This is a genomic window from Pseudomonas sp. MHK4 (genome assembly GCF_054600775.1).
The window spans coordinates 411600-433202 of sequence record NZ_BAAIAK010000002.1; the positions used below are offsets into that span (position 1 = coordinate 411600).

Below are 21603 nucleotides of genomic sequence, written 5' to 3' on the forward strand. Positions count from 1 at the left end.
GCATGACCCACAACAAGAAATCCGCAGCCTTCACCCTCAAGGCCCTGGGCTTTGTACTGCTCGGCAGCCTGGCGATCTGCAGCCAGATGACGCTGGCGGCGACAGCGGAAGACGCCGCCAAGCTGTCGAAAAACCTCACGCCGTTCGGGGCCGAGCGCGCCGGCAATGCCGACGGCTCCATTCCGGCCTGGGACGGTGGCTACACCAAGGTCGACCCTTCGTACAAAGAAGGCGGCAAGCGTTCCGATCCGTTTGCCGCGGACAAACCGCTGTTCAGCATCACCTCGAAAAACCTCGCGCAATACGCCGGCAAACTCAGCGACGGCACCAAGGAAATGTTCAAGCGTTTCCCGGACTCCTATCGCATCGATGTCTACCCGACCCGCCGCACCGCCGCCGCGCCGCAGTGGGTGTATGACAACACTCTGAAAAACGTCACCCGCGCCAAACTGGTCGACAGCAGCGCCGGCCCCGTGCCCGAAGGCGCCTTTGGCGGTATCCCGTTCCCGATCCCGCAGAACGGCGCCGAAGCCATGTGGAACCACTTGCTCAACTGGCGCGGAACCTCGGTGTCGATGCATTTTCGGCACTACCTGATGACCGCCGATGGCAAGCAGGTCATGACTACCGACGGCCAGGCCATCCAGGAGATGCCGTACTACTACCAGGAAGGCACGCCGGAGTCGTTCGCCGGTGACTACTGGCTGTTCCGCCTGCTCAACGTCGGGCCACCGTTGCGTGCCGGCGAGCAGATCATGGGCCGCACCAACCTCAATGGCGACCTGTCCCAGGCCCATGTGTACCTGACCGGGCAACGTCGCGTGCGCAAACTGCCGAATGCCTGCTGCGATACGCCGACACCGGCGACTGCCGGGGTGATGTCGTTCGACGAATTGAGCGTGTTCCAGGGCCGCATGGACCGCTTCAACTGGAAGCTGGTGGGCAAGCAGGAGATGTACATCCCCTACAACACCAACAAGGTGCAGACCGCTGCCAAACCTGAAGACCTGTTCCTCGCCCACCACATGAACCCCGATTACGTGCGTTGGGAATTGCACCGGGTCTGGGTGGTCGAGGCCGACCTGGCACCGGGCAAGCGTCACCAGTTGCCGAAGGGCCGTTACTACCTCGATGAAGACACCTGGCAAGCCATGTTGGGCGACCGCTGGGACGCCAACGGCCAACTGGCCAAGACCCTGTGGTCGTTGCCGGCGGTGATGCCGGACCTGCCTGCGCAAGCGCAATTGTCCTCGGGCTTCTATGACCTGACCTCAGGCGCCTGGTTTATCCAGAACGTCTACACCGGCCTGCCTGAGCAGTACGGCATGGTGGATCGCTACAGGGCCTCCGAGTTCTCGCCGGCGGCGATGGCGGGTGCCGGGGTTCGCTGAGTCAGGCCGGATCGCGGCTTGCCCTGCGTGATCCGGTTTCAAACGGTTTTGCGAGGTTGGTATGAACAGATTCTGTCAGGTGGTTGGTCGGCTGATGTGGCTTGTGGCGCTGCCTCTGGCATTGCCGTTGAGCCTGGCGCAGGCCGCTGCGGTGGGTGATGCGCTCAGCACGCCAGCGATGCAGGCGCCGCAAGCGAAATCCGCGGTGCTGCTGGACCTGGCCCGTGCGGGTGCGCGGCTGGTGGCGGTGGGGGAGCGGGGCATCGTGCTGCTGTCCGATGACAACGGTGTGAGTTGGCGGCAGCCCGAGGTGCCGGTTTCGGTCAGTCTGACCGCGGTGCAATTTGTCGACGCCAACACCGGTTGGGCCGTGGGGCATGGCGGTGTCGTGCTGGCCTCCCGCGACGGGGGTGAACACTGGACCGTGCAGCTGGACGGCCTGCGCGCAGCGCAACTCGAGCTGGCCGCTGCCAGAGAGCAACTGCCTTCAGCGAGCGACCAGGATGCCGCCGCTGCGCGCGTGCAAACGGCTGAACGGCTGGCCGGCGAGGGGGCTGACAAACCCTTTCTGGCCCTGCAGTTCGTCGATGCCCGACACGGCCTGATCGTGGGAGCGTACGGCCTGGCCTTTCGCACCGACGACGGCGGCACCACCTGGCAATCCGTCATGGGGCAAATCGATAACCCGATGGGCGCACACCTCTCTGCCATTGCGCAACAAGGCGAGCACTGGTTCCTGGCCGGCGAGCAGGGTTACCTCGCTCGCTCGATTGATGGCGGCCAGTCATTCACCCAGCTGGAAAGCCCTTACGCGGGCAGCTTTTTCACCCTGCAAATGCGCGATGACGGTGTGCTGCTGGTGGCCGGCCTGAAGGGCAATGCGTTTGCCTCCAGCGACCTGGGCGAAAGCTTCCAGCCCGCACCGGTGTCGATGCCGGTGTCGTTCAGCGATGCGATCCGCACCAATGACGGCCAGTTGCTGCTGGTCAATCAGAGTGGCGCCCTGTTTCGCACCAACAGCCAGCCCGGCGCATTGCTCATGCCCTACGGCAAACCGCTCGACAAGCCCGTTGCCAGCGTTGTCCAGGCCGCCGACGGCAGCCTGACGCTGGCGGGGTTCACCGGGTTGACGCGCATTTCGCCGTCAATCGCTACCGCTTCGGAGTGAGGTTATGAAGTCTCTCGACAACGCCACGGCCAGCCTGGCGAATTTCGATCCGCGCTCCGGTTCGGTGGTGGAACGCACGCTGTTCAACCACCGCCTGTGGGTGCTGCTGGTGTGTGTGCTGACCACCCTGGTGCTCGGCTATCAAGCCACCCGTATCGAGCTCAACGCCAGCTTCGAAAAGATGATTCCCACGCAGCAACCGTACATTGCCAATTACCTTGAGCACCAGAAACAGCTCACCGGCCTGGGCAATGCCTTGCGCATCGTGGTGGCCAACCGGCACGGCGATATCTATGACGCCGAGTACCTGAAAACCCTGCAGGCCCTGAGCGACCGACTCTACCTGCTGCCGGGCGTCGACCGCGCGTACATGAAGTCGCTGTGGACGCCGGCCACGCGCTGGGTTGCCGTGACCGAAGACGGCCTCGACGGCGGCCCGGTGATCCCGGACGACTACAGCGGCAGCGCCGCCAACCTCGACGCACTGCGGCGCAACGTGCAGCGCTCCAATGAACTGGGGCAACTGGTGGCTTTCGACCAGAGCTCGAGCATCATCTACGTGCCGTTGCTGGCCACCACGACCGACGGCAAGCCGCTGGATTACGCGGTGTTGTCCGGGCAACTGGAGACGCTGCGCAGCACTTATCAAAACGCTAACATCGACATTCACATCACCGGTTTCGCGAAAAAGGTCGGCGACCTGATTGCCGGCCTGAAGCAGATCCTGCTGTTCTTTGCTGTCGCGATCCTGATCACCACCGCCGTGCTGTTCTGGTACACCCGCTGCCTGCGCAGCACCGTGCTGGTGGTACTGTGCTCGTTGGTGGCGGTGGTCTGGCAGCTCGGTTTGCTGCCCTTGCTGGACTACCAGCTGGACCCGTATTCGGTGCTGGTGCCGTTCCTGGTGTTTGCCATCGGCATGAGTCACGGCGCGCAGAAAATGAACGGCATCATGCAGGACATCGGCCGGGGCATGCACCGGGTGGTGGCGGCGCGCTTCACCTTCCGCCGGCTGTTCCTGGCCGGGCTCACGGCATTGCTTTGTGATGCCGTCGGTTTTGCGGTGCTGATGCTGATCAAGATCCAGGTCATCCAAGACCTCGCGGTGATCGCCAGCATCGGCGTGGCAGTGTTGATCTTCACCAACCTGATCCTGCTGCCGGTGTTGCTCTCCTACGTCGGCGTAACGCCGCGTGCGGCACAGCTTAGCCTGAAGAGTGAACAGGCCGAGCAAAGCGGCCAGGCGCGCCATGCCTTCTGGCGTTTCCTCGACCTGTTCACCCGGCGGCGCTGGGCCAGCCTGTGCATCGCCATCAGCCTGGCGCTGGCGGCGCTTGGCTTTGTGGTCAGCCTGCAATTGAAAATCGGCGACCTCGACGCCGGTGCGCCGGAGTTGCGAGCGGACTCGCGCTACAACCAGGACGATGCCTTCCTCACCCGTCATTACGGCGCCAGCAGCGACCTGTTCGCGGTGATGGTGAAAACCCCGGCCAGCAGCTGTGCGCGCTACGACATCCTGGCCAAGGTCGACGCCTTGGACTGGCAATTGCGCGCCTTGCCGGGTGTGGATTCGACCAATTCGCTGGCGTTGCTCAACCGGCGCATGCTGGTCGGCCTCAGTGAAGGCAACCCCAAGTGGTACGAGCTGCAGAACAACCAGGCGATGCTCAACATGATCACCGCCAGTGCGCCACGCGGGTTGTACAACGAAGACTGCAGCCTGTTGACCCTGTATGCCTACCTCTCCGACCACAAGGCCGAGACGCTGACCCGCCTGGTCGAGCACGTGGAAAAATTTGCTGCGGCGAACAACACAGAGGAGGTGCAATTCCTCCTGGCCGCCGGTAACGCCGGCATCGAGGCGGCGACCAATATCGTGGTCAAGCAAGCCAACCGCGAGATGCTCGTGTGGGTCTACGGCGCGGTGATCCTGCTGTGCCTGATCACCTTCCGCTCCTGGCGCGCGACGCTGTGCGCGGTGATTCCGCTGATGCTCACCTCCATCCTCTGCGAAGCCTTGATGGTCTGGCTGAACATCGGCGTGAAAGTCGCCACGCTGCCGGTCATCGCCCTGGGCGTCGGCATCGGTGTCGACTATGCGCTGTACGTGATGAGCATCCTCCTGGGGCACCTGCGCCAAGGGGCGAGCCTGTCCGAAGCCTATTACCGTGCGCTGGTGTCCACCGGCAAGGTGGTGATGCTGACCGGTATCACCCTGGCCATTGGTGTCGCGACCTGGACGTTCTCACCGATCAAGTTCCAGGCCGACATGGGCGTGCTGCTGGCCTTCATGTTCGTCTGGAACATGGTCGGCGCCCTGGTGTTGCTGCCGGCGCTGGCGTACTTCCTGTTGCCCGCACGCCGCGAGGCGCAAGGGCCAGTGGCGGTGCGCAACGTCGCAGTTTCCGAGAAGGCGGTGGTAACCAACGTTCCTCACCTGCGCATCAAGGAGCAGTGCCATGGTCGCTAACGCCTTTGTAGAAAACTCCACCCGAAAGGCCGGATGGGCGCAATCGCTGTTGTTGCTGCTGGGCAGCTGTCTGCCAGTGCTGGGTGCGGTGTTGCTGGCCCCGGTACTGCCGCGGATGCAGGCGCACTTTGCCGAGGTGCCTGGCAGCAGCGTGCTGGTGCCGGTGGTGTTGACCTTGCCGGCCTTGGTGATTGCCTTGCTGGCGCCGTTCGCCGGGCTGATCGCCGATCGCCTGGGGCGCAAGCCGTTGCTGTTGGCGAGCATGACGCTGTACGTGCTCTGCGGCGTGCTGCCGCTGTGGCTCGATTCGCTGCCGGCGATCGTGCTGAGCCGAGCGGGCATCGGCTTGGCCGAGGCGGGGATCATGACCTGCTGCACCACGCTGATGGGCGACTACTACAGCGGCGCCCGGCGTGAGCGCCTGTTTGCCTTGCAGATGGTCGCGACCTCGTTGTCGGCGGCGGTGTTCATCGCCCTGGGGGGCTTCCTCGGGCAAAACGACTGGCGCACGCCCTTTGCGCTGTATGCCGTGGGCCTGGTTTTCCTGCCACTGATGGCCTGGAAGCTGTGGGAGCCACAAGCCGCTGCGCAACCCGGGCAACCAACCCAGCCGCTGCCCGCCGGCAAGTTTCCCTGGCGCGCGCTCACGCCCCTCTATGGGCTGTCGCTGTTGGCGGGTTTGAGTCTGTTTATCGTGCCGGTGCAGGCCGGCTACCTGCTCAACCTGCTGCACGTGGATGCCCCGCAACAGATCGGCATGACCATGGGCGCCAATCAATTGGGCGTGCTCGTCGGCGCGATGAGTTTCCGCTTGTTCAGCGGGATGCGTGGGCAGCACATGCTGCTGATCGCCTATGTGCTGGCGGGCAGCGGCGGGTTGCTGATGGCGGACGCCTTGACCCATGTGCAGGTCGTGGTCGCCGTGACCATCAACGGCCTGGGCATTGGCCTGATGTTGCCAACGCTGATCACCTGGATCATGGCGCAAGTCAATTTCCATCAGCGCGGGCGGGCGGCGGGGTGTTTTACCGCGGCCATCTTCGCCGGCGAATTCATCAGCCCCCTGGTGGTGCTCGCCGTGACCCAGGGGGACGCCATGGCACTGCCCCATGCGTTGGCCATGGTGGGTGGGTTGCAACTACTGGTGGCGGTTTTTTGTCTGGCCGTTCCCCGGCTAGGCGGTCTGGCGCACCACACGAATGTAGTTGTCGGTGGCCCCACCATCGGCGACGGAAACTGAACGAGGATTTTCCATGCAAGCGCTTCCTGAATTCAAACGAGTGGTCACCGGTCACGACGAACATGGCCAGGCCATCGTCGCCAGCAGCGGGCCGACGCCGAACGTGTTCCCGTTGTCGTCGGTGCCGGGCACGGTGTTTCATGAACTGTGGAACAGCAACACCAGCCCGGCGTTGCTCGACAACGCCAGTGACCCCAGCAGTAAACCCTTGCAACTGAGTCCCGGCCCCCAGGGCAGCGTGATTCGGGTGGTGGATATTCCACCGGACAGTGTGCAGAACCAGGTCAGCGCTGAAACTGCCGCGGCAGCGTTCGCCGAAATTGGCCAATCCCACGCCGGCACCGGCAAAGCCGACTCCCGGCACAAATTGATGCACCGCACCGAAACCCTCGACTACGGCATCGTCACCGAGGGTGAAGTGTGGCTGGTGCTGGACGAGGAAGAAGTGCACCTCAAGCGCGGCGACGTCGTGGTGCAGCGCGGCACCAACCACGCCTGGAGCAACCGCACCGAAGCGATGGCGCGCATGGTGTTCATTCTGCTCGACGGGCGCTTTGCCGCCGAGTTAAGCAACGGCCAAGGAGCATCGGCATGAAACTCGCCACCCTGAAAAACGCCAGTCGTGATGGTCGCCTCGTCGTCGTCTCCCGAGATCTGGCGTGGGCGCTGGATGCCGCTTCCGTGGCGCCCACCTTGCAGCACGCCATCGAAAACTGGAGCAGTGTCGAGCCGCGCTTGCAGGCGCTGTCCACTGAGTTGAATGCAGGCACAGCGCCAGGCGCTTTCCCGTTCGACCCCGCCAAGGCCATGGCGCCGTTGCCCCGCGCCTATCAGTGGTGCGACGGCTCGGCCTTCCTCAGCCACGGCGCCTTGATGCAGAAAGCCTTCAACCTCGAGCCCATCGACGGCGTCGAACACACGCCACTGATGTACCAGGGCGCCGGTGACGATTTCATCGGCCCGCGCGACGACATTGCATTGCCGAGCGAGAGCCAGGGCATCGACTTCGAAGGCGAATTCGGCGTGCTGGTGGATGAGGTGCCGATGGGCTGCGACGCGCCACAGGCGCTGCAGCACATCAAATTGATCCTGCAGATCAACGACGTCAGTTTGCGCGCCCTGGCCCCCCGGGAAATGCGCACCGGCTTCGGCTTCCTGCAGGCCAAGCCCTCGTCCAGTTTCGCCCCGTTGGCCATTACCCCGGACGAGCTGGGTGACGCCTGGCGCGACGGTCGAGTGCATCTGCCTTTGCAGGTGCACTGGAATGGACAATGGTTCGGTCAGCCCCACGGCGGGCAGATGAATTTCAACTTTGGCCAGTTGATCGCCCATGCCGCGCTGACTCGCCGATTGGGTGCGGGCACGCTGATCGGCTCCGGCACCGTGTCGAATGTCGAACGCAGTGCGGGTTCGGCCTGCATCGCCGAGCGTCGCGCCATCGAGATGATCGAGCAGGGCGCCGCGCAAACCGGCTTCATGCGATTTGGCGACCGCGTGCACATGGACGTCCTGGATAGCGATGGCCAGTCGGTGTTCGGCGCGATCGATCAACGTGTCGTTCAGGCCCAGGGCTGAGGGGCGCTCTATGCGAGTGTTGATTACCGGAGCCAATGGTTTTGTCGGACGAGAGCTGGTGCGTTGCCTGCTGGCGCGGGGCAGCTTGCGCGGGCAGAACATTGGTTCGTTGTTGGTGCTGGACAGGGACTTGCAGGGCTTGCCGGATGACGCTCGACTGCGTCGGCATGTCGGCAGCGTGACCGATCAGGCGTTGATGCGCCGGGTGTTGGCCGACGGCATCGATGTGGTGTTCCACCTGGTCAGCATTCCCGGTGGCGCGGCGGAAGAGCAGTACGAACTCGGCTACCAGGTCAACCTGCTGGCCAGCCTGGAACTGCTCAACCAGCTGCGCAACAAAGATCAGCCGCCAGTTCTGGTGTACGCCAGCAGTGTCGCGGTGTACGGCGGTCATCTGCCGGAACGCATGAGCGAGGCCGCCGAGCTGCGCCCCGAATTGTCCTATGGCACGCACAAGGCCATGGTCGAAAGCGCCGTGAGCGACCTGGCCCGGCGCGGCGATGTCGACGGTCGGGCGTTGCGCCTGCCGGGCATCGTCGCCCGGCCCCGCGAACCCAACGGCTTGCGGTCGGCATTCATGAGCGACCTGATGCGCGCGTTTGCCGAGGGCGAAGCCTATCAATGCCCGGTCTCGCCCGAGGCGACGGCCTGGTGGATGTCGGCGCGCTGCTGTGTGAACAACCTGATCCACGCTGCCGAACTGGATGGTGCCGTGCTCGGGGGCCAGCGGGTATGGCAGCTGCCGGTGCTGCAGTTGTCCATCGCCCAGGTGATCGATGCGCTGGCCGAGCGCTATGGGCAGGAGCGCCGCAGTCTGATCAGTCATGCGCCCGACGCCGGGCTGCAAGCGTTGTTCGGGCGCATGCCGCCGCTGAAAACTCCACAAGCCCGCGCAGTCGGTTTCAGCCATGACCGCAATGCCGCCGCGCTGGTGCGCAATGCCCTTAACCCCTCGGCCCCCCGACACCTGCCGCTGACCGGAGAGACCTTTAATGTCACAGCCAACCAAGCCTAAACGTCGTCTCGTGGACCTCTCGGTCACCCTCGACAACAACCCCTACACCGATCCGCCGCCGTTGCTGCCGAAGATCGACTACATGGATCACCAGCAAGGCTGGCCGGAAATGGCGGCGATGTTCCCGGGCTTGCAACTCGAACAGATGCCGGGCAACGAGTCCTGGGCCGCCGAACGACTGCATATCACCACCCACAGTGGCACGCACATGGACGCGCCCTGGCACTACGCCTCGACCACCGACGGCGGTCAGCCGGCGTTTGGCATCGACGAACTGCCGCTGGACTGGTGCCTGCAACCGGGGGTGAAGCTGGACTTCCGGCACATGGCGGACGGTCATGTGGTGACCGCCGATGAAATCGAAGCGGAGCTTAAGCGTATTGGCCACGTGTTGCGGCCGCTGGACATCGTGCTGATCAACACCCGGGCCGGTGCATTGTTCGGTCAACCGGGTTATCTGGATGCCGGCGTCGGCATCGGTCGTGAAGCCACGATGTACCTGCTGGAGCGCGGGGTGCGGGTGGTCGGCACCGATGCCTGGAGCTGGGACGCCCCCTTCAAGTACACCCGTGAGCGTTTTGCCGCCGACGGCGATGCCTCGATTATTTGGGAAGGGCACAAGGCCGGACGCGATATCGGCTATGGGCAAATGGAAAAACTCGCCAACCTGGAAGCGCTGCCGGCCAGTGGATTTTTGGTGTCGTGTTTCCCCTACAAGATCAAGCATGCTTCGGCGGGGTTTGTTCGTGCGGTGGCGATCTTCGAAGAGTAAGCAACGCTGGAAACCCTCCTCGATCAACACAATAAGAGAGAACACATGCCTCTTTTGCGTCTGCCTCAAACATTACTGGCGGCTGTGCTGGCGCTGGGCAGCAGCCTGGCCATGGCGGCCAGCGCTGACTCAGCAAAGCCCAATATCCTGCTGATCGTGGCCGATGACCTGGGGTATTCCGACCTGGGCAGCTATGGCGGCGACATCAATACACCCACCCTGGATCAACTGGCCAGGGACGGTTTGCAATTCACCAACATGTACGCCGCGCCGACCTGTTCGATCACCCGCTCGATGCTGATGTCCGGCACCGACAACCACCTCGCCGGGCTCGGCACCATGGCTGAAGCCCTGCAACCCTTTCAACGTGGCAAACCGGGTTACGAGGGCTATCTGAACCAGCGCTCCTACTCGATTGCCGAACTGCTGAAACAGGGCGGCTACAGCACCCTCATGGTCGGCAAATGGCACCTGGGCCTGGAAGCGGACCAGGGACCGGATCAACGCGGCTTCGAGCAGTCTTTCACCTTGCTGGAGGGTGGTGCATCGCACTTCAAACCCTCCAGTGTCGACCCGGCAAAGATCGAGCAAGTGCACTACCGCGAAAACGGCAAGGCCGTGGAGTTGCCGGAGAGCTTCTATTCCTCGGACTTCTACACCGACAAATTGATCAGCTACCTGCAAAACAGCCAGAAAGACGGCAAGCCGTTTTTCGCCTACGCGGCGTTCACCTCGCCGCACTGGCCGCTGCAAGCACCGAAGGAGTACCTGGACAAGTACAAAGGGCGCTTCGATCAGGGTTATGACAGCGTACGCCTGGCGCGGATCGAACGGATGAAAAACCTCGGCCTGATGGCGGGCGGTGCCCAACCGGCGAAGCCGCTACCGGTGAATCCCAAGCTGCCGGGCTGGGAGCAATTGAGCCCTGAGCAGCAACAGGTCGAGGCGCGGAAGATGGAGATCTACGCCGCCATGGTCGACAACCTCGACCATAACATTGGCCGCCTGGTCGATTACCTGCGGCAAAGTGGACAGTACGACAACACGCTGATCGTGTTCATGTCGGATAACGGCGCGGCGGGGGAGAACCACGCCCAGTTCTATCCACCGGGCGCGCACACCGACAATAGCTACGCCAACCTCGGGCAGAAGGGGTCCCAGATCGACTATGGTTTGCGCTGGGCTGAAGTCAGCGCGGCACCGTTCCACCTGTTCAAAGGCACCACCGCGGAAGGCGGCATCAGCGTGCCGGCGATCGTTCAACTGCCCCAGTCACTGCGTCGCCAGGGTGTGGAGCGCGGCGTTGCGCGGGTGGATGACCTGGCACCGACCTTCCTGGAACTGGCGGGTATCGAAGCGCCCACGGACGCGGGAAAACACCCGATTACCGGCAAATCCATGCTGCCGATGCTCGCCGGTAAAGGCAGCCCGCACAGCAACGACAGCCTGGCCGGCGAGCTGTTCGGCAACGCTTATTATCGAGAGGGAAACCTGAAACTGCTGGGCATGCGCCCGCAGGCAGGCTTTGGCGATAACGCGCAGCCGCCGCAATGGCAATTGTTCGATCTGGCTCGGGACCGCGGCGAAACCACCGACCTGGCCGCCGCCCAACCCGAGACGGTGCAACGGCTCAAGGCAGCCTGGTTGAAGTATGCCGAGCGGGTCGGTGTGGTGTTTCCACCGCATTGACCGGGTTGCCCTCATGCACCAGCACGGATGCATGAGGGCAGACGCGTACGACGGGATCGTTGCCTACTCCCAGACCGACTTCACCGAAGATGCATCTGTAGGAGCCGGCTTGCCGGCGATGGCGGTGGGTCAGGCGATGGAATACTCAATCGGTACGCGTGCGCCGGCTACTTCAGGAAGTGGATTGGCGCAGTTGCTCGATGATGCGGCGGGCGCGATTGGCCCCGGCGTCGACGTGGATGTCGATCATCGGGCGTACGCCAAACCGGCACATGTTCTGGTACTGGGCTTCGATCACCACCTTGTCTTCGTCGAAGGTCAATACCGTTTGCTCGACCACCTTGGCCTTGATGGCTTCGGGATCGCTTTCGGGGTTGGTGGCAATGGTCCAGAAGTAGTGACTGGTGGTTGCAGTCTCGGGTGTGACCCCGTGGAATCCGCGCATATGGAAGCCGCCGCGATCGGCGTTATCCAGGTCTTCGGTACCGGCATCTACTGCGCCGGTCCAGATACGCAGATGGCTGACGTGAAATTCGATTTCCTGCCAACGGTCCACGGTGCCTTTGAAGGGGTAGGCGGCCGAGTAGGTGGGAGGTGGAACAGAGTCCGGCATGTGACGCACGACCCGCACGACATCGCCTTCACTTTCCACACTCATCCGGGCATTCATGTGGATGCTGGCGTTGCCACCGATGGTGCGCAGGTGGACATAACCCAGATGGCTCAAGTCCATGAGGTTGTCGTGAATCAGCTGATAAGGCGCGTCGTAGTGGTAGACGTTGCCGTCGAACAAATACTTGCCACTGCTGTGGACTGGGTAGGTCGGCGGCTCGCAGGTCGGCTCCGATTGTGACTCGCTGCCAAACCAGATCCAGACGATCTGATCCTGCTCGCGCACGTGGTAGGCGGACACTTTGGCCTTGCTCGGAATCTTGTCCTGGCCAGGGATCTCGATGCATTTGCCGAGTTCATCGTACAGCAGGCCATGGTAGCCGCAACGGATGCCGGATTCTTCGAGCGTGCCGCTCGATAATGGCAGGGCCCTATGACAGCAGCGGTCTTCCAATGCCGCGACCTCGCCGCCGGGTTTGCGAAACAGCACCACAGGCTTGTTGAGCAGCGTGCGGCCGACGGGTTTGTCCTTCAGTTCCCAACCCAGCGCAGCGACGTACCACTGGTTCAGGGGAAAGTCAGGCAAGGTCGGCGCTGGAACTTCTTCGGCAAGCGTCTGGATGTTCATGGGTGTTCTCCAGGTTGATGTTGTTGTTCGATTCAGAGATCTAGCACCAGGCGCGATGATCTGGCGCGAGAGCAGCAGGGGGTAAACCGGTCGTTGGCGGCCTGTTCGGCCGCTGTCAGAAACTGGTCCCGGTGCTCGGGGATGCCCTTCAGCACACGGGTTACACAGGTACCGCAGACCCCTTGTTCGCAAGATGACTCGATCTCGATACCGGCCTCGTCCAGCACTTCGAACACCGTACGTTCGGCAGGAATCTGGAAAACCTGGCCGCTGCGGGCCAGTTCGACTTCGAAGGGTGCATTGGCGCTTTGATCGACAGGTTCTGCGGCGAAGAACTCTTTATGGACGCGGTCCTGGGGCCAGCCCGCGTTCTGCGCAGCGTCGAGGATGTAGTTCATGAAACCGCCCGGCCCGCACACATAAAGATGGGTGCCGGCGTCGGGCGTGGCGAGCAGGGCGGGCGCATCCAGCTTCTGCAGGGGCGAGCCGCTGTCGTCATGCAGCTTGATGCGATCGGCGAAAGGCGTTTGCGCCAGCAGCGCCACGAACGCCGCCCGTTCGCTGGATCGAAAGCAGTAATGCAACTCGAAGTCGGCGTCCTGGTGCGACAGCTCATAGGCCATGGCCAGCATGGGCGTGATGCCGATACCGCCGCCAAACAGCAGGTGTCGGCCAGCTGAGCGCTCCAGCGGGAAAAGGTTGCGCGGAGTACTGATGGTCAGCGTTTGCCCTGACTTTACCTGCTCGTGCATGGCTTTGGAGCCGCCTCGGGAACTCGGGTCCTTGAGCACGCTGATCAGATAGCGATGGCGTTCCCTGGGATCGTTGCACAAGGAGTACTGCCGGGTGAGGCCGTCGGCAATGTGAATGTCGATGTGGGCACCGGCTTCAAACGCCGGCAGCGTGCTGCCGTCCACGGCACATAATTCGAAACTGCAGATGCCTTCGGCTTCGTCTGCTTTGCGGGTGACGTTGACTTCAAGCATGACTTGTCCCTCCACACTGAAGTGGCTGCTGAAAAAAAACCTGGGTTAGCGCATAGGCGAGGGGACGGGTCAGCCGGGTGCTGGCGCGTGGAAGACGATTGTCAGCTTGAGCAAGGCGATGAGATTGAAGGGGTTCATGACCAGGACCTGATAATTATTTTTATGAGTCAGGGCGCCGGCATATCATGCGGATCAGCCCGTGACGTTCGGTAGGGAAATCCTCCGATTATTTAGTTGCGGTGTCAACTAATATTCAGGCCCCGCCGATCCAAGGTGTTCGTTCAATGTCCGCAGAATCCCAACTGAACCTGACGCGTTATGTCCCTGCACTGTTGAATTTCCTGTCCAACAAGCTCTCTTCCGGGGCATCGCAGTGCTATCGCAAGCATTTCGGCATCGGCGTGGTCGAGTGGCGAATGCTCTCGATGCTCGCCGTGGAAAATGACATCACCGCTAATCGAATCTGCCAGACGATCGGCCTCGACAAGAGTGCGGTCAGCCGCTCGCTGCAGTCACTGGAAGTGGCCGGGCACATTTGCAGCCAGGTCGATTCGAAGGATGCACGGCGCTACACCGTCAGCCTGACTGACAGCGGAAAAGCGCTGCATGCCCGGGTGCTCAAGGTTGCACTGGAACGCGAACGGCGATTGCTCAGCGGGCTGTCGGCCGCGGAAGTGGACACGCTGATCGAGCTGTTGGGCCGCCTGCATGCCCAGGTCGCCAACGTGAACGACTACGATCCGGTTGACGCTTGAGCCTGCGTGAACCCGTCCAATCGCTCATCAAGTTGCGCCCTCAGTCCAGCTCAAGGTTGCTGTCTCACGCCATGTCACGTCACTGATCCCGTACTTCTCAGCTTGAGGTTTGGAGACGAGTTTAAGCGGCGGCCTTCCGGGTTTGGGTATGGGTGCCACTCCGGCATCACAACTTGCCCAGTGCCATGCATCAGCGTTGCTCTTTATCGTCGTCCTGATGATGAAGGACTTGGGCTGCCCATGAAGCTTGTATTCAATGACGTAAAGACCCGTATTCATGAGATCCCCCTCCAGTTGCTCATAGACAAAGGAGTGGTGGTGTCAGAAAAAATTCAAAGCAATTTCAGGACAAGGTAGCTCTTTGATTTTATTGCTGTTAGCAAATCGACTAGACAGAAACGTGCGGTAGAAACCCTGTCGATTGAGGTTACGAAACGCTCCAGCAATCGCGACAGGACTCTCCTGAAGGCGCCAGTTTTTTTCTACGCGATGTAGAGAGCGTTGGCGTCATGTAAGTTTGGCGCCGCAAAGAATCGACCGACGATTGGTGAAATAAACGCCTGAGTGGTAGCAGTGCATGCCGCTTGTCGAATTTGAAAAATCTTTTAAAAATTTTCTCAAGCCCATCAGCTTCAGATGACTGTGGGCGCCGCATTCAGTGAATCACCGAATGAGTATCGGCGCCTTTTTGGCCTGAGGAGATTCGTCATGTTCCTACATAACAAACGACTTCAATACACCGTACGCGTTGCCCAACCCAACCCCGGTTTGGCGAACCTGTTACTTGAGCAATTTGGCGGAGCACAGGGGGAATTGGCCGCCGCGTCCAGATACTTCACCCAAGCGTTGGCCGAAGATGATCCTGGCAGGAAGGATCTGCTGATGGACATTGCCACCGAAGAACTCAGTCACCTGGAGATCGTCGGTTCAATCATCGTGATGCTCAACAAGGGTGCCAAAGGCCGCCTGGCCGAAGGCGTGGAGGAGGAGGGCGAGTTGTATCGCGCAATCAATGGCGCCGGTAATGACTCGCACATCACCTGTTTGCTGTATGGCGCCGGTGCACCACTGACCAACTCCGCAGGCGTGCCATGGTCGGCAGCCTACGTCGATACCATCGGTGAACCCACGGCGGACATGCGCTCCAATATTGCTGCCGAGGCCCGCGCCAAGATCGTTTACGAGCGTCTGATGAATGTCACCGATGACCCCGGCGTGAAAGAGGCGCTCGGTTTTTTGATGACTCGCGAAATCGCGCATCAACTGTCGTTCGAAAAAGCCTTGCACTCGATCCAGCCGAACTTCCCGCAAGGCAAGCTGCCTGGCATGCCTGAGTTCACCCAGGTGTACTTCAACCTGTCTCAGGGCGAAGGCAGTACGCGTGGGCCGTGGAACCAGGGCGACGATTGGGATTATGTGGAAGATCCAAAGCCTGCAGTCGATGGCGGTGACGGCTCGGCCACTGTGGAGCTGAGCGCCGACGATGACTCACTGCTGATGGACTTGAAGGCCCGCACGATGTCTGACCCCCAAAGCAATCCGATTACGGGTGCAGATCTGGGAGCAGGTGTGCAAGGACGTGAAGACGCCTGATGGATGTCACCGCACGCCATCGTCATGGCGTGCGGTGTTCCTCATTTAATGACGCGAAACAGGAGGTCCCATGTCCGAACCGTCCACGCCTGGCAGAACAGCCTGGTACTCGGGACTCGATCCAGGGAAAAGTGGCAAGTGGATGGGCATCCTGTTTTGGGCAACCCTCGTTGGGGTTGCCCTGTTACTGCTGATCAGCGGGTACAACGCTTTCACCGGGGCAAACCGGGTCAACCTGCACTATGCATTTCTAGGCGGTCTCGCAGGCTTTGGCGCGACGGCGCTGGGGGCAGTCGTAGCGGTCGTCTTGCGCGACATCAGCGCACGTACCCAGGACATCATGCTGGGTTTCGCCGCCGGCATGATGCTCGCCGCCAGTTCCTTCTCTCTCATTCTCCCGGGTATCGAAGCAGCCCAGTCCATTTGCGATAACAAGCTCTTGGCTGCGTGCGTCGTGGTGTTGGGTCTGGGATTGGGCGCGGCGCTGATGATTGGTCTGGAGCGTTTCGTCCCCCACGAGCATGCGCAGAGTGGACGCAAAGGGCCGCAGGCTCAGCGCTTCAATCGGGTGTGGCTTTTCGTCCTGGCCATCACGCTGCATAACTTGCCCGAAGGCATGGCCATTGGCGTCAGCTTTGCCAATGGCGACATGAAGGTGGGTTTGCCGCTGACAACGGCGATTGCCATCCAGGACATTCCGGAGGGACTCGCTGTCGCATTGGCCTTGCGAGTAACCGGCATCGGCGCGTTGCGCGCTGCGTTGATTGCCGTTGCATCAGGCCTGATGGAGCCTTTGGGCGCTGTTGTCGGCCTCGGCATTTCCACCAGTTTCGCCTTGGGCTACCCCGTCGCTTTGGGACTTGCTGCAGGGGCGATGATCTTTGTTGTCTCCCATGAAGTCATTCCCGAGACCCATCGCAACGGCCACGAAACGCCCGCGACGTTGGGGCTGATGCTGGGCTTCGGGGTCATGATGTTTCTCGATACCGCATTGGGCTGAATGCGATACCCGTACCAACCGATCAGAGTGAATCCGTCGTGCCGAAAATCCTGACCTCCCATATCGATCCATCCGAGCTGAGCGAACACAACGCAAAGATGTTTGGCTCACCCAAAGAGCGCCTGGATTTCTACCGAAGGGAGATTCAGTACGAGACCATTGTTTTCCGAACGCGAGTCCACGCATAAAGGCTACCGCAAAGCCTTGTTGTTTTCGGTGCGTACGCCCTGGATCTATACGGCGTTCTGGATTCTGCCTGGGGCCTGGTCGATCTTCATTCAAGTTTCCAACCCAGGCGCCTGAGAGGGGACGATTTCAATGCACAAGATCATCAGTGCTCACGATTTGAAGATCGACCTGGACAGCGCAAATGAAGAGGGCCTGTTCAAATGGCTGGTCGCCAGTTTTTTAATGGGCAAAAGGATTCAGGCCCGGATTGCCGCGCAAGCGTATCGAGTGATTGTCGATAAGTACCACTGTGACACACCGCGCAAACTCGCCCACAGAACCCACCGCGAACTCGTCGCCATGTTGGGGGAGGCGCATTATGTGCGCTATGACGAAACCACCTCAGCGCGTCTGTTGGCCTTGGCTCAAAAACTCAACACTGAGTACGCAGGGAAAGTGAGTAATGTCGTAAGCGCCAGTGCGGATCGCCGGGATTTTGAGAATCGGCTCATTGCCTTTGAAGGTATCGGCCCCAAAACCGTCGAAATTTTCATGCGGGAGGCGGCGCGAGTAATCCTGTGAACACGCACTTGGCCAAGCAGAGCCAGTAGTTCGAAAAATGCCGGAGACAAGCTCACATTGCGAACTTTCTTTCGAACTCCCAAGTCGATTAGCTAGTAGCCTCATGCGTAACAGCAGAGGTGCGCAAGCCTTGGCAAGTGGCTCGCGATGGATCCAGTACAAATATTAGAAAATGGTGATCGCGATGAATTGTCTTATTTGTGTGGGTGCCGCACAGCGCATTCAATGCAACGGCCCCTGGGAAGAAAGAGACTGTCCGGACTGTGGTCGCTACCGTGTTTCAGATGAGCTCATTCTGGCTTTGATGGATCAGGGGCAGATTTTCGATGTCGGCAAGACGAGGGATATGCTCAATAGCCGGCGCCTGGAGGGTGTTGTTCCTACCATTGAGATCCATGAGGCGCTACTGGTGCCTTGATTGGACCTCGGTATGAACGTCGAGAGTGGTTCGGTTACGTATGGACGGTGATTCCAGCTGAAGCCAGAAGCAGCGGGTAGGCCAAGGGTGAAACCATGACAACGCACACATTAACCATTCAAGATTTGAAGTTGAACGTTTCAATCCGCGGCCAAGGCTCACCGCTGCTCTTGCTCAACGGCCTGGGTGGTTTGATCCGTACCTTCGATCCCCTGCGTAATGAACTGCTGGACTACCGGACCATTACGTTGGATGTGCCTGGTGTCGGCAAATCGCAAATGCCCCGCTGGCCGATGCGGCTGCCGCGCCTCGCCGACCTGATCGCCGAGATGCTCAAGCAATTGGGAGTCGAACAGGTCGATGTGTTCGGGGTGAGTTGGGGCGGTGCATTGGCGCAAGAGTTCACCCTGCGTTACCCGAGCATGGTGCGTCGGCTGATCCTCGCGGCGACCTCGGCCGGCCCGGCGATGCTGGTGAAGCCCGCGGACGTCCTGGATTTTTTTGGCACGAGCAAAAGCGCCAGACCGGGCAAACAGGAAGGCTCGAGCAATTCGCTACAGACACTTTTGCGCTTCGGTGTGGTGAACGGCATGCTTACCGCCAACCCGCGAACCTATTTCCACCAGCTCACCGCCCTGGTCGGCTGGACCAGCCTGCTGCGGCTGTTCCGTCTGCGCCAGCGCACGCTGATTCTCACCGGCGAACGCGACACCCTGGTGCGGCTGTACAACGCGCACATCCTGCACCGCGCCATCCGCCGTGCCCAATTGTACGTCCTGCAGGGCGAGGGGCATTTTTTCGTGGTGACCAGCGCCAGGCGCACTGCCGAAGCGATACGCGAATTCCTCTGCCAGCAGCACGGCGATGAAGAGCCCGCGCCGATGATCACCAGCGACCTGTTCAAGCCACGCCTGCTGCCATCCGAGCGCTATTGATGGCTGATTCCGGCCAGTTGACCGACGAGTCTTGGCGTGAACGAATCGTTCGCCTGTGTCGAGATCAGGCACGGAGGCGGCGTGATCAGGTAACTGATTTGGCGGAAAAGCCGGGTAAGGTGGCGCATCTTTTGCCGCGGTGCACACAATGACAAGCCCGAGTTCCAAGGATTCGAACGGCCAATTGGCGCAGGGCTTCAAGCCTCGTCACGTCACCATGCTTTCCATCGCCGGCATCATCGGCGCCGGATTGTTCGTCGGGTCCGGGCACGCCATTGCGGCGGCCGGCCCGGCCGTATTGCTGGCCTATCTGTTCTCCGGCCTGCTGGTCGTGCTGGTCATGCGCATGCTCGGGGAAATGGCGGTGGCCAATCCCGACACCGGGTCTTTTTCCACCTATGCCGATCAGGCCATCGGGCGTTGGGCCGGCTTCACCATCGGGTGGCTCTACTGGTGGTTCTGGGTCCTGGTGATCCCCATCGAGGCGCTGGCTGCCGGGCATGTGTTGAACCAATGGTTTCCCCAGGTCGATGCCTGGCTGTTCGCCCTGGCGTCGATCATTGCGTTGGTGATCACCAATCTGTTCAGTGTCTCCAAGTACGGCGAATTCGAATTCTGGTTCGCCATGGCCAAGGTGGTGGCGATCATCGGTTTCATCGGCGTGGGTTTTGCCGTGTTGATGGGCTGGGTGCCCGATCGGCAGGTCAGCGGCCTGAGCGGCCTGATGGCCGAACACGGCGGGTTCGCCCCCAACGGTCTGTCGGCGGTGGTGGGCGCCTTCATCACCATCATGTTCAGCTTCATCGGGACGGAGGCTGTGACCATCGCCGCCGCTGAATCCGACAATCCCTCGCAGAACATTGCCAAGGCCACCCGTTCGGTGATCTGGCGCATTGGCGTGTTCTACCTGTTGTCGATTTTCGTGGTGATTTCCGTGGTGCCCTGGAACGATCCGCTGCTGGCTTCCGTGGGTTCCTACCAGCGCGCACTGGAAATCATGAACATTCCCCACGCCAAGTTCATGGTGGACGTGGTGGTGCTGATCGCCGTGGCCAGTTGCATGAACTCCTCGATCTACATTGCCTCGCGCATGCTGTACTCGCTGGGTCGTCGTGGCGATGCGCCGAAAGCGCTGAAGGCGACCTCCAGCGAAGGCGTGCCGCGGGCAGCCGTCATCGCCAGCACAGTGCTGGGCGCGGCGATCACCGTGTGGAGCTACTTCATGCCCGCCGGCCTGTTCGAGTTCCTGCTTGCCAGCTCGGGCGCCATCGCCTTGCTGGTGTACCTGGCCATTGCCGTGTCGCAGTTGCGCATGCGGCGGATGTTGCGGCGGCAGAAGGTCGAGCTGACCTTGCGCATGTGGCTGTTTCCCTGGCTGACCTGGCTGGTGATCGTGTTCATCTGTGCGGCGCTGGCGGTGATGATGATCACCCCGGAGCACCGCACCGAAGTGAGCACCACCATCGGCCTGGCGCTGGCGATTTCCTTTATCGGCCTGATGACATCGCGTCACCCTGCACAGCCTGCGAGGGCGACCTCGTTGGGCTAGGTGGCATCAGCGGTTATTGCGCCAGATGGAAAAATTCAGCGCGGCCGCTACACACAGCCAGGCAACGTAAGGAAAGAAGATCAGGCCAGTGATGACATCGACCCGCACTGCCATCACTACCATCGCCACGGCTACCAGCCAGAGCAGCGCCAGGATCAGCAGGGCGGCGAGAAGGTGGTGCGCGCCGAAGAACACCGGTGTCCACAGCGTATTGAGCGCAATCTGTGCCGCCCATAACGCCAGCACCACCTGACTTCCAGGAATCAGGGTCATCCGGTACCCGCCCCAGGCGAGCAGCAGGTAGATAGTCGTCCAGGCGAGGGGAAACACCCAATTGGGCGGCGTGAAGCCGGGCTTGACCAGGGATTCGTACCACTGGCCCGGTTTGAACAGGATGCCAGTGCTGGCGGCCGCCGCGCAGGCGAGAAGAAAAATGAAAAAGGTCATCACAAGTCCTTGGCTGAGGGTCAGCTGTCCAGGTTAGACAGGCCTTGTGGCCGTCTTAAACAAGGGACGCTCAGCGAAGGAAAAAGTTTGGATCGAGGCTGGAATATTCCGTGGGACGGCTGTTGGCCGGCAAACCGAGTGCGTCGTTCACTCGGTTTGTCGTTCTCTACTGCCTCACGTTGCGTGTCACGAACCCGTCTATTCAATAGACCTGGTTGCGGTGTTTCAGCATCAGTTTCACCATGGTTTTGTACGCAAGCTTGCCCTCGCTTTGCGAAAAATAATGGTCAATGTCTACCACTCGATATTCCTCTTCGTCGGTGGCCGTTCTGCCCCAGGCAACGTCCAGGCCTAGATGATTGAAACGATCACCTATCGACACAGCCGGGAAGGGCGTTATTGCTTCAACGCTCCAGACAGGGGCATTAGTGAAAGACTCCTCGTAGACCTCGAAACGGTACCCAATTGACTGCGCGCTCATAAAACCTCCTGACACTGGTTTGTTCACAAATAAGCAGTTCATCAAATCTGTCCAGCTCAACGCCCCCATGAAGCTTGTATTCAATGCCGTAAAGACCGTGTCCATGAGCTCCCCCTCCAGTTGCTCATA

At 60.9% G+C, this 21603-nt stretch carries 21 protein-coding genes and 1 pseudogene; 17 read left to right on the forward strand and 5 right to left on the reverse strand.

Annotated features, from left to right (window positions below; all coding sequences use genetic code 11):
• Nucleotides 1-2 precede the first annotated feature (2 nt).
• The 9 genes from ACYP2Q_RS06775 (at nt 3) to ACYP2Q_RS06815 (ending at nt 11320) form a co-directional block, all read left to right on the forward strand.
• Nucleotides 3-1391 (forward strand): DUF1329 domain-containing protein, encoded by a 1389-nt coding sequence (locus tag ACYP2Q_RS06775; protein ID WP_459729791.1) that lies wholly within the window; start codon nt 3-5, stop codon nt 1389-1391.
• A 61-nt stretch (nt 1392-1452) separates the two neighbouring features.
• A complete protein-coding gene (locus ACYP2Q_RS06780) occupies nt 1453-2559 on the forward strand; it encodes a WD40/YVTN/BNR-like repeat-containing protein (RefSeq protein WP_459729792.1) in 1107 nt (368 codons plus the stop codon).
• Nucleotides 2560-2563: 4 nt separating this feature from the next.
• The gene (locus ACYP2Q_RS06785; protein WP_459729793.1) at nt 2564-5029 is read left to right on the forward strand and encodes an efflux RND transporter permease subunit; all 2466 of its coding nucleotides are present in this window, start codon (nt 2564-2566) and stop codon (nt 5027-5029) included.
• The gene (locus ACYP2Q_RS06790) at nt 5019-6269 is read left to right on the forward strand and encodes an MFS transporter (protein WP_459729794.1); all 1251 of its coding nucleotides are present in this window, start codon (nt 5019-5021) and stop codon (nt 6267-6269) included. Before ACYP2Q_RS06785 ends, ACYP2Q_RS06790 begins: the two co-directional genes overlap by 11 nt.
• Nucleotides 6270-6282: 13 nt before the next feature.
• Entirely contained in the window at nt 6283-6864 is a 582-nt protein-coding gene (locus ACYP2Q_RS06795; protein WP_459729795.1) for a cupin domain-containing protein, read from the forward strand.
• Nucleotides 6861-7844 carry a fumarylacetoacetate hydrolase family protein gene (locus ACYP2Q_RS06800; RefSeq protein ID WP_459729796.1) on the forward strand — a complete coding sequence of 328 codons (984 nt, stop codon included), beginning with the start codon at nt 6861-6863 and terminating at the stop codon, nt 7842-7844. The genes ACYP2Q_RS06795 and ACYP2Q_RS06800 overlap by 4 nt, the downstream gene beginning before the upstream one ends.
• A gap of 10 nt (nt 7845-7854) precedes the next feature.
• Nucleotides 7855-8859 (forward strand): NAD-dependent epimerase/dehydratase family protein, encoded by a 1005-nt coding sequence (locus ACYP2Q_RS06805; RefSeq protein ID WP_459729797.1) that lies wholly within the window; start codon nt 7855-7857, stop codon nt 8857-8859.
• Complete coding sequence (locus ACYP2Q_RS06810; RefSeq protein ID WP_459729798.1) at nt 8837-9631, forward strand: cyclase family protein; 795 nt, start codon at nt 8837-8839, stop codon at nt 9629-9631. Before ACYP2Q_RS06805 ends, ACYP2Q_RS06810 begins: the two co-directional genes overlap by 23 nt.
• Before the next feature lie 45 nt (nt 9632-9676).
• Nucleotides 9677-11320, forward strand: a complete 1644-nt coding sequence (locus ACYP2Q_RS06815) for an arylsulfatase (RefSeq protein ID WP_459729799.1) — start codon at nt 9677-9679, stop codon at nt 11318-11320.
• A 172-nt stretch (nt 11321-11492) separates the two neighbouring features.
• Here ACYP2Q_RS06815 and ACYP2Q_RS06820 read toward each other — a convergent pair whose 3' ends face one another.
• Together ACYP2Q_RS06820 and ACYP2Q_RS06825 are read right to left on the reverse strand one after the other, a co-directional pair.
• A complete protein-coding gene (locus tag ACYP2Q_RS06820) occupies nt 11493-12560 on the reverse strand; it encodes a Rieske 2Fe-2S domain-containing protein (protein ID WP_459729800.1) in 1068 nt (355 codons plus the stop codon).
• Nucleotides 12561-12592: 32 nt separating this feature from the next.
• Nucleotides 12593-13546 carry a PDR/VanB family oxidoreductase gene (locus ACYP2Q_RS06825; protein WP_459729801.1) on the reverse strand — a complete coding sequence of 318 codons (954 nt, stop codon included), beginning with the start codon at nt 13544-13546 and terminating at the stop codon, nt 12593-12595.
• 284 nt (nt 13547-13830) lie between these two features.
• Between ACYP2Q_RS06825 and ACYP2Q_RS06830 the strand changes: the two genes are divergently transcribed.
• Entirely contained in the window at nt 13831-14301 is a 471-nt protein-coding gene (locus tag ACYP2Q_RS06830) for a MarR family winged helix-turn-helix transcriptional regulator (protein WP_459729802.1), read from the forward strand.
• A gap of 27 nt (nt 14302-14328) precedes the next feature.
• Here ACYP2Q_RS06830 and ACYP2Q_RS06835 read toward each other — a convergent pair whose 3' ends face one another.
• Entirely contained in the window at nt 14329-14580 is a 252-nt protein-coding gene (locus ACYP2Q_RS06835; RefSeq protein ID WP_459729803.1) for a DUF6555 family protein, read from the reverse strand.
• Between the two features lie 429 nt (nt 14581-15009).
• Here ACYP2Q_RS06835 and ACYP2Q_RS06840 point away from each other — a divergent pair, with 429 nt between their 5' ends.
• From ACYP2Q_RS06840 to gabP, 7 genes and pseudogenes are all read left to right on the forward strand, one after another.
• On the forward strand, nt 15010-15894 hold the full coding sequence (locus ACYP2Q_RS06840; protein ID WP_459729804.1) for a manganese catalase family protein: 885 nt from the start codon (nt 15010-15012) through the stop codon (nt 15892-15894).
• A 142-nt stretch (nt 15895-16036) separates the two neighbouring features.
• The gene (locus ACYP2Q_RS06845) at nt 16037-16894 is read left to right on the forward strand and encodes a ZIP family metal transporter (protein ID WP_459729805.1); all 858 of its coding nucleotides are present in this window, start codon (nt 16037-16039) and stop codon (nt 16892-16894) included.
• 38 nt (nt 16895-16932) lie between these two features.
• A pseudogene (locus ACYP2Q_RS06850) lies at nt 16933-17197 on the forward strand (hypothetical protein).
• Nucleotides 17198-17212: 15 nt separating this feature from the next.
• Entirely contained in the window at nt 17213-17644 is a 432-nt protein-coding gene (locus tag ACYP2Q_RS06855; protein WP_459729806.1) for an HhH-GDP family DNA glycosylase, read from the forward strand.
• Between the two features lie 184 nt (nt 17645-17828).
• Complete coding sequence (locus tag ACYP2Q_RS06860; RefSeq protein WP_459729807.1) at nt 17829-18062, forward strand: hypothetical protein; 234 nt, start codon at nt 17829-17831, stop codon at nt 18060-18062.
• Nucleotides 18063-18193: 131 nt separating this feature from the next.
• The gene (locus ACYP2Q_RS06865) at nt 18194-18997 is read left to right on the forward strand and encodes an alpha/beta fold hydrolase (protein ID WP_459729808.1); all 804 of its coding nucleotides are present in this window, start codon (nt 18194-18196) and stop codon (nt 18995-18997) included.
• A 148-nt stretch (nt 18998-19145) separates the two neighbouring features.
• Nucleotides 19146-20546 carry a GABA permease gene (gabP, locus tag ACYP2Q_RS06870; protein WP_459729809.1) on the forward strand — a complete coding sequence of 467 codons (1401 nt, stop codon included), beginning with the start codon at nt 19146-19148 and terminating at the stop codon, nt 20544-20546.
• A 6-nt stretch (nt 20547-20552) separates the two neighbouring features.
• On the opposite strand, the gene tspO is transcribed toward gabP, so the two are convergent.
• Together tspO and ACYP2Q_RS06880 are read right to left on the reverse strand one after the other, a co-directional pair.
• The gene (tspO, locus tag ACYP2Q_RS06875; RefSeq protein ID WP_459729810.1) at nt 20553-20993 is read right to left on the reverse strand and encodes a tryptophan-rich sensory protein TspO; all 441 of its coding nucleotides are present in this window, start codon (nt 20991-20993) and stop codon (nt 20553-20555) included.
• 202 nt (nt 20994-21195) lie between these two features.
• Nucleotides 21196-21579, reverse strand: a complete 384-nt coding sequence (locus tag ACYP2Q_RS06880; RefSeq protein ID WP_459729811.1) for a hypothetical protein — start codon at nt 21577-21579, stop codon at nt 21196-21198.
• Nucleotides 21580-21603: the final 24 nt, after the last annotated feature.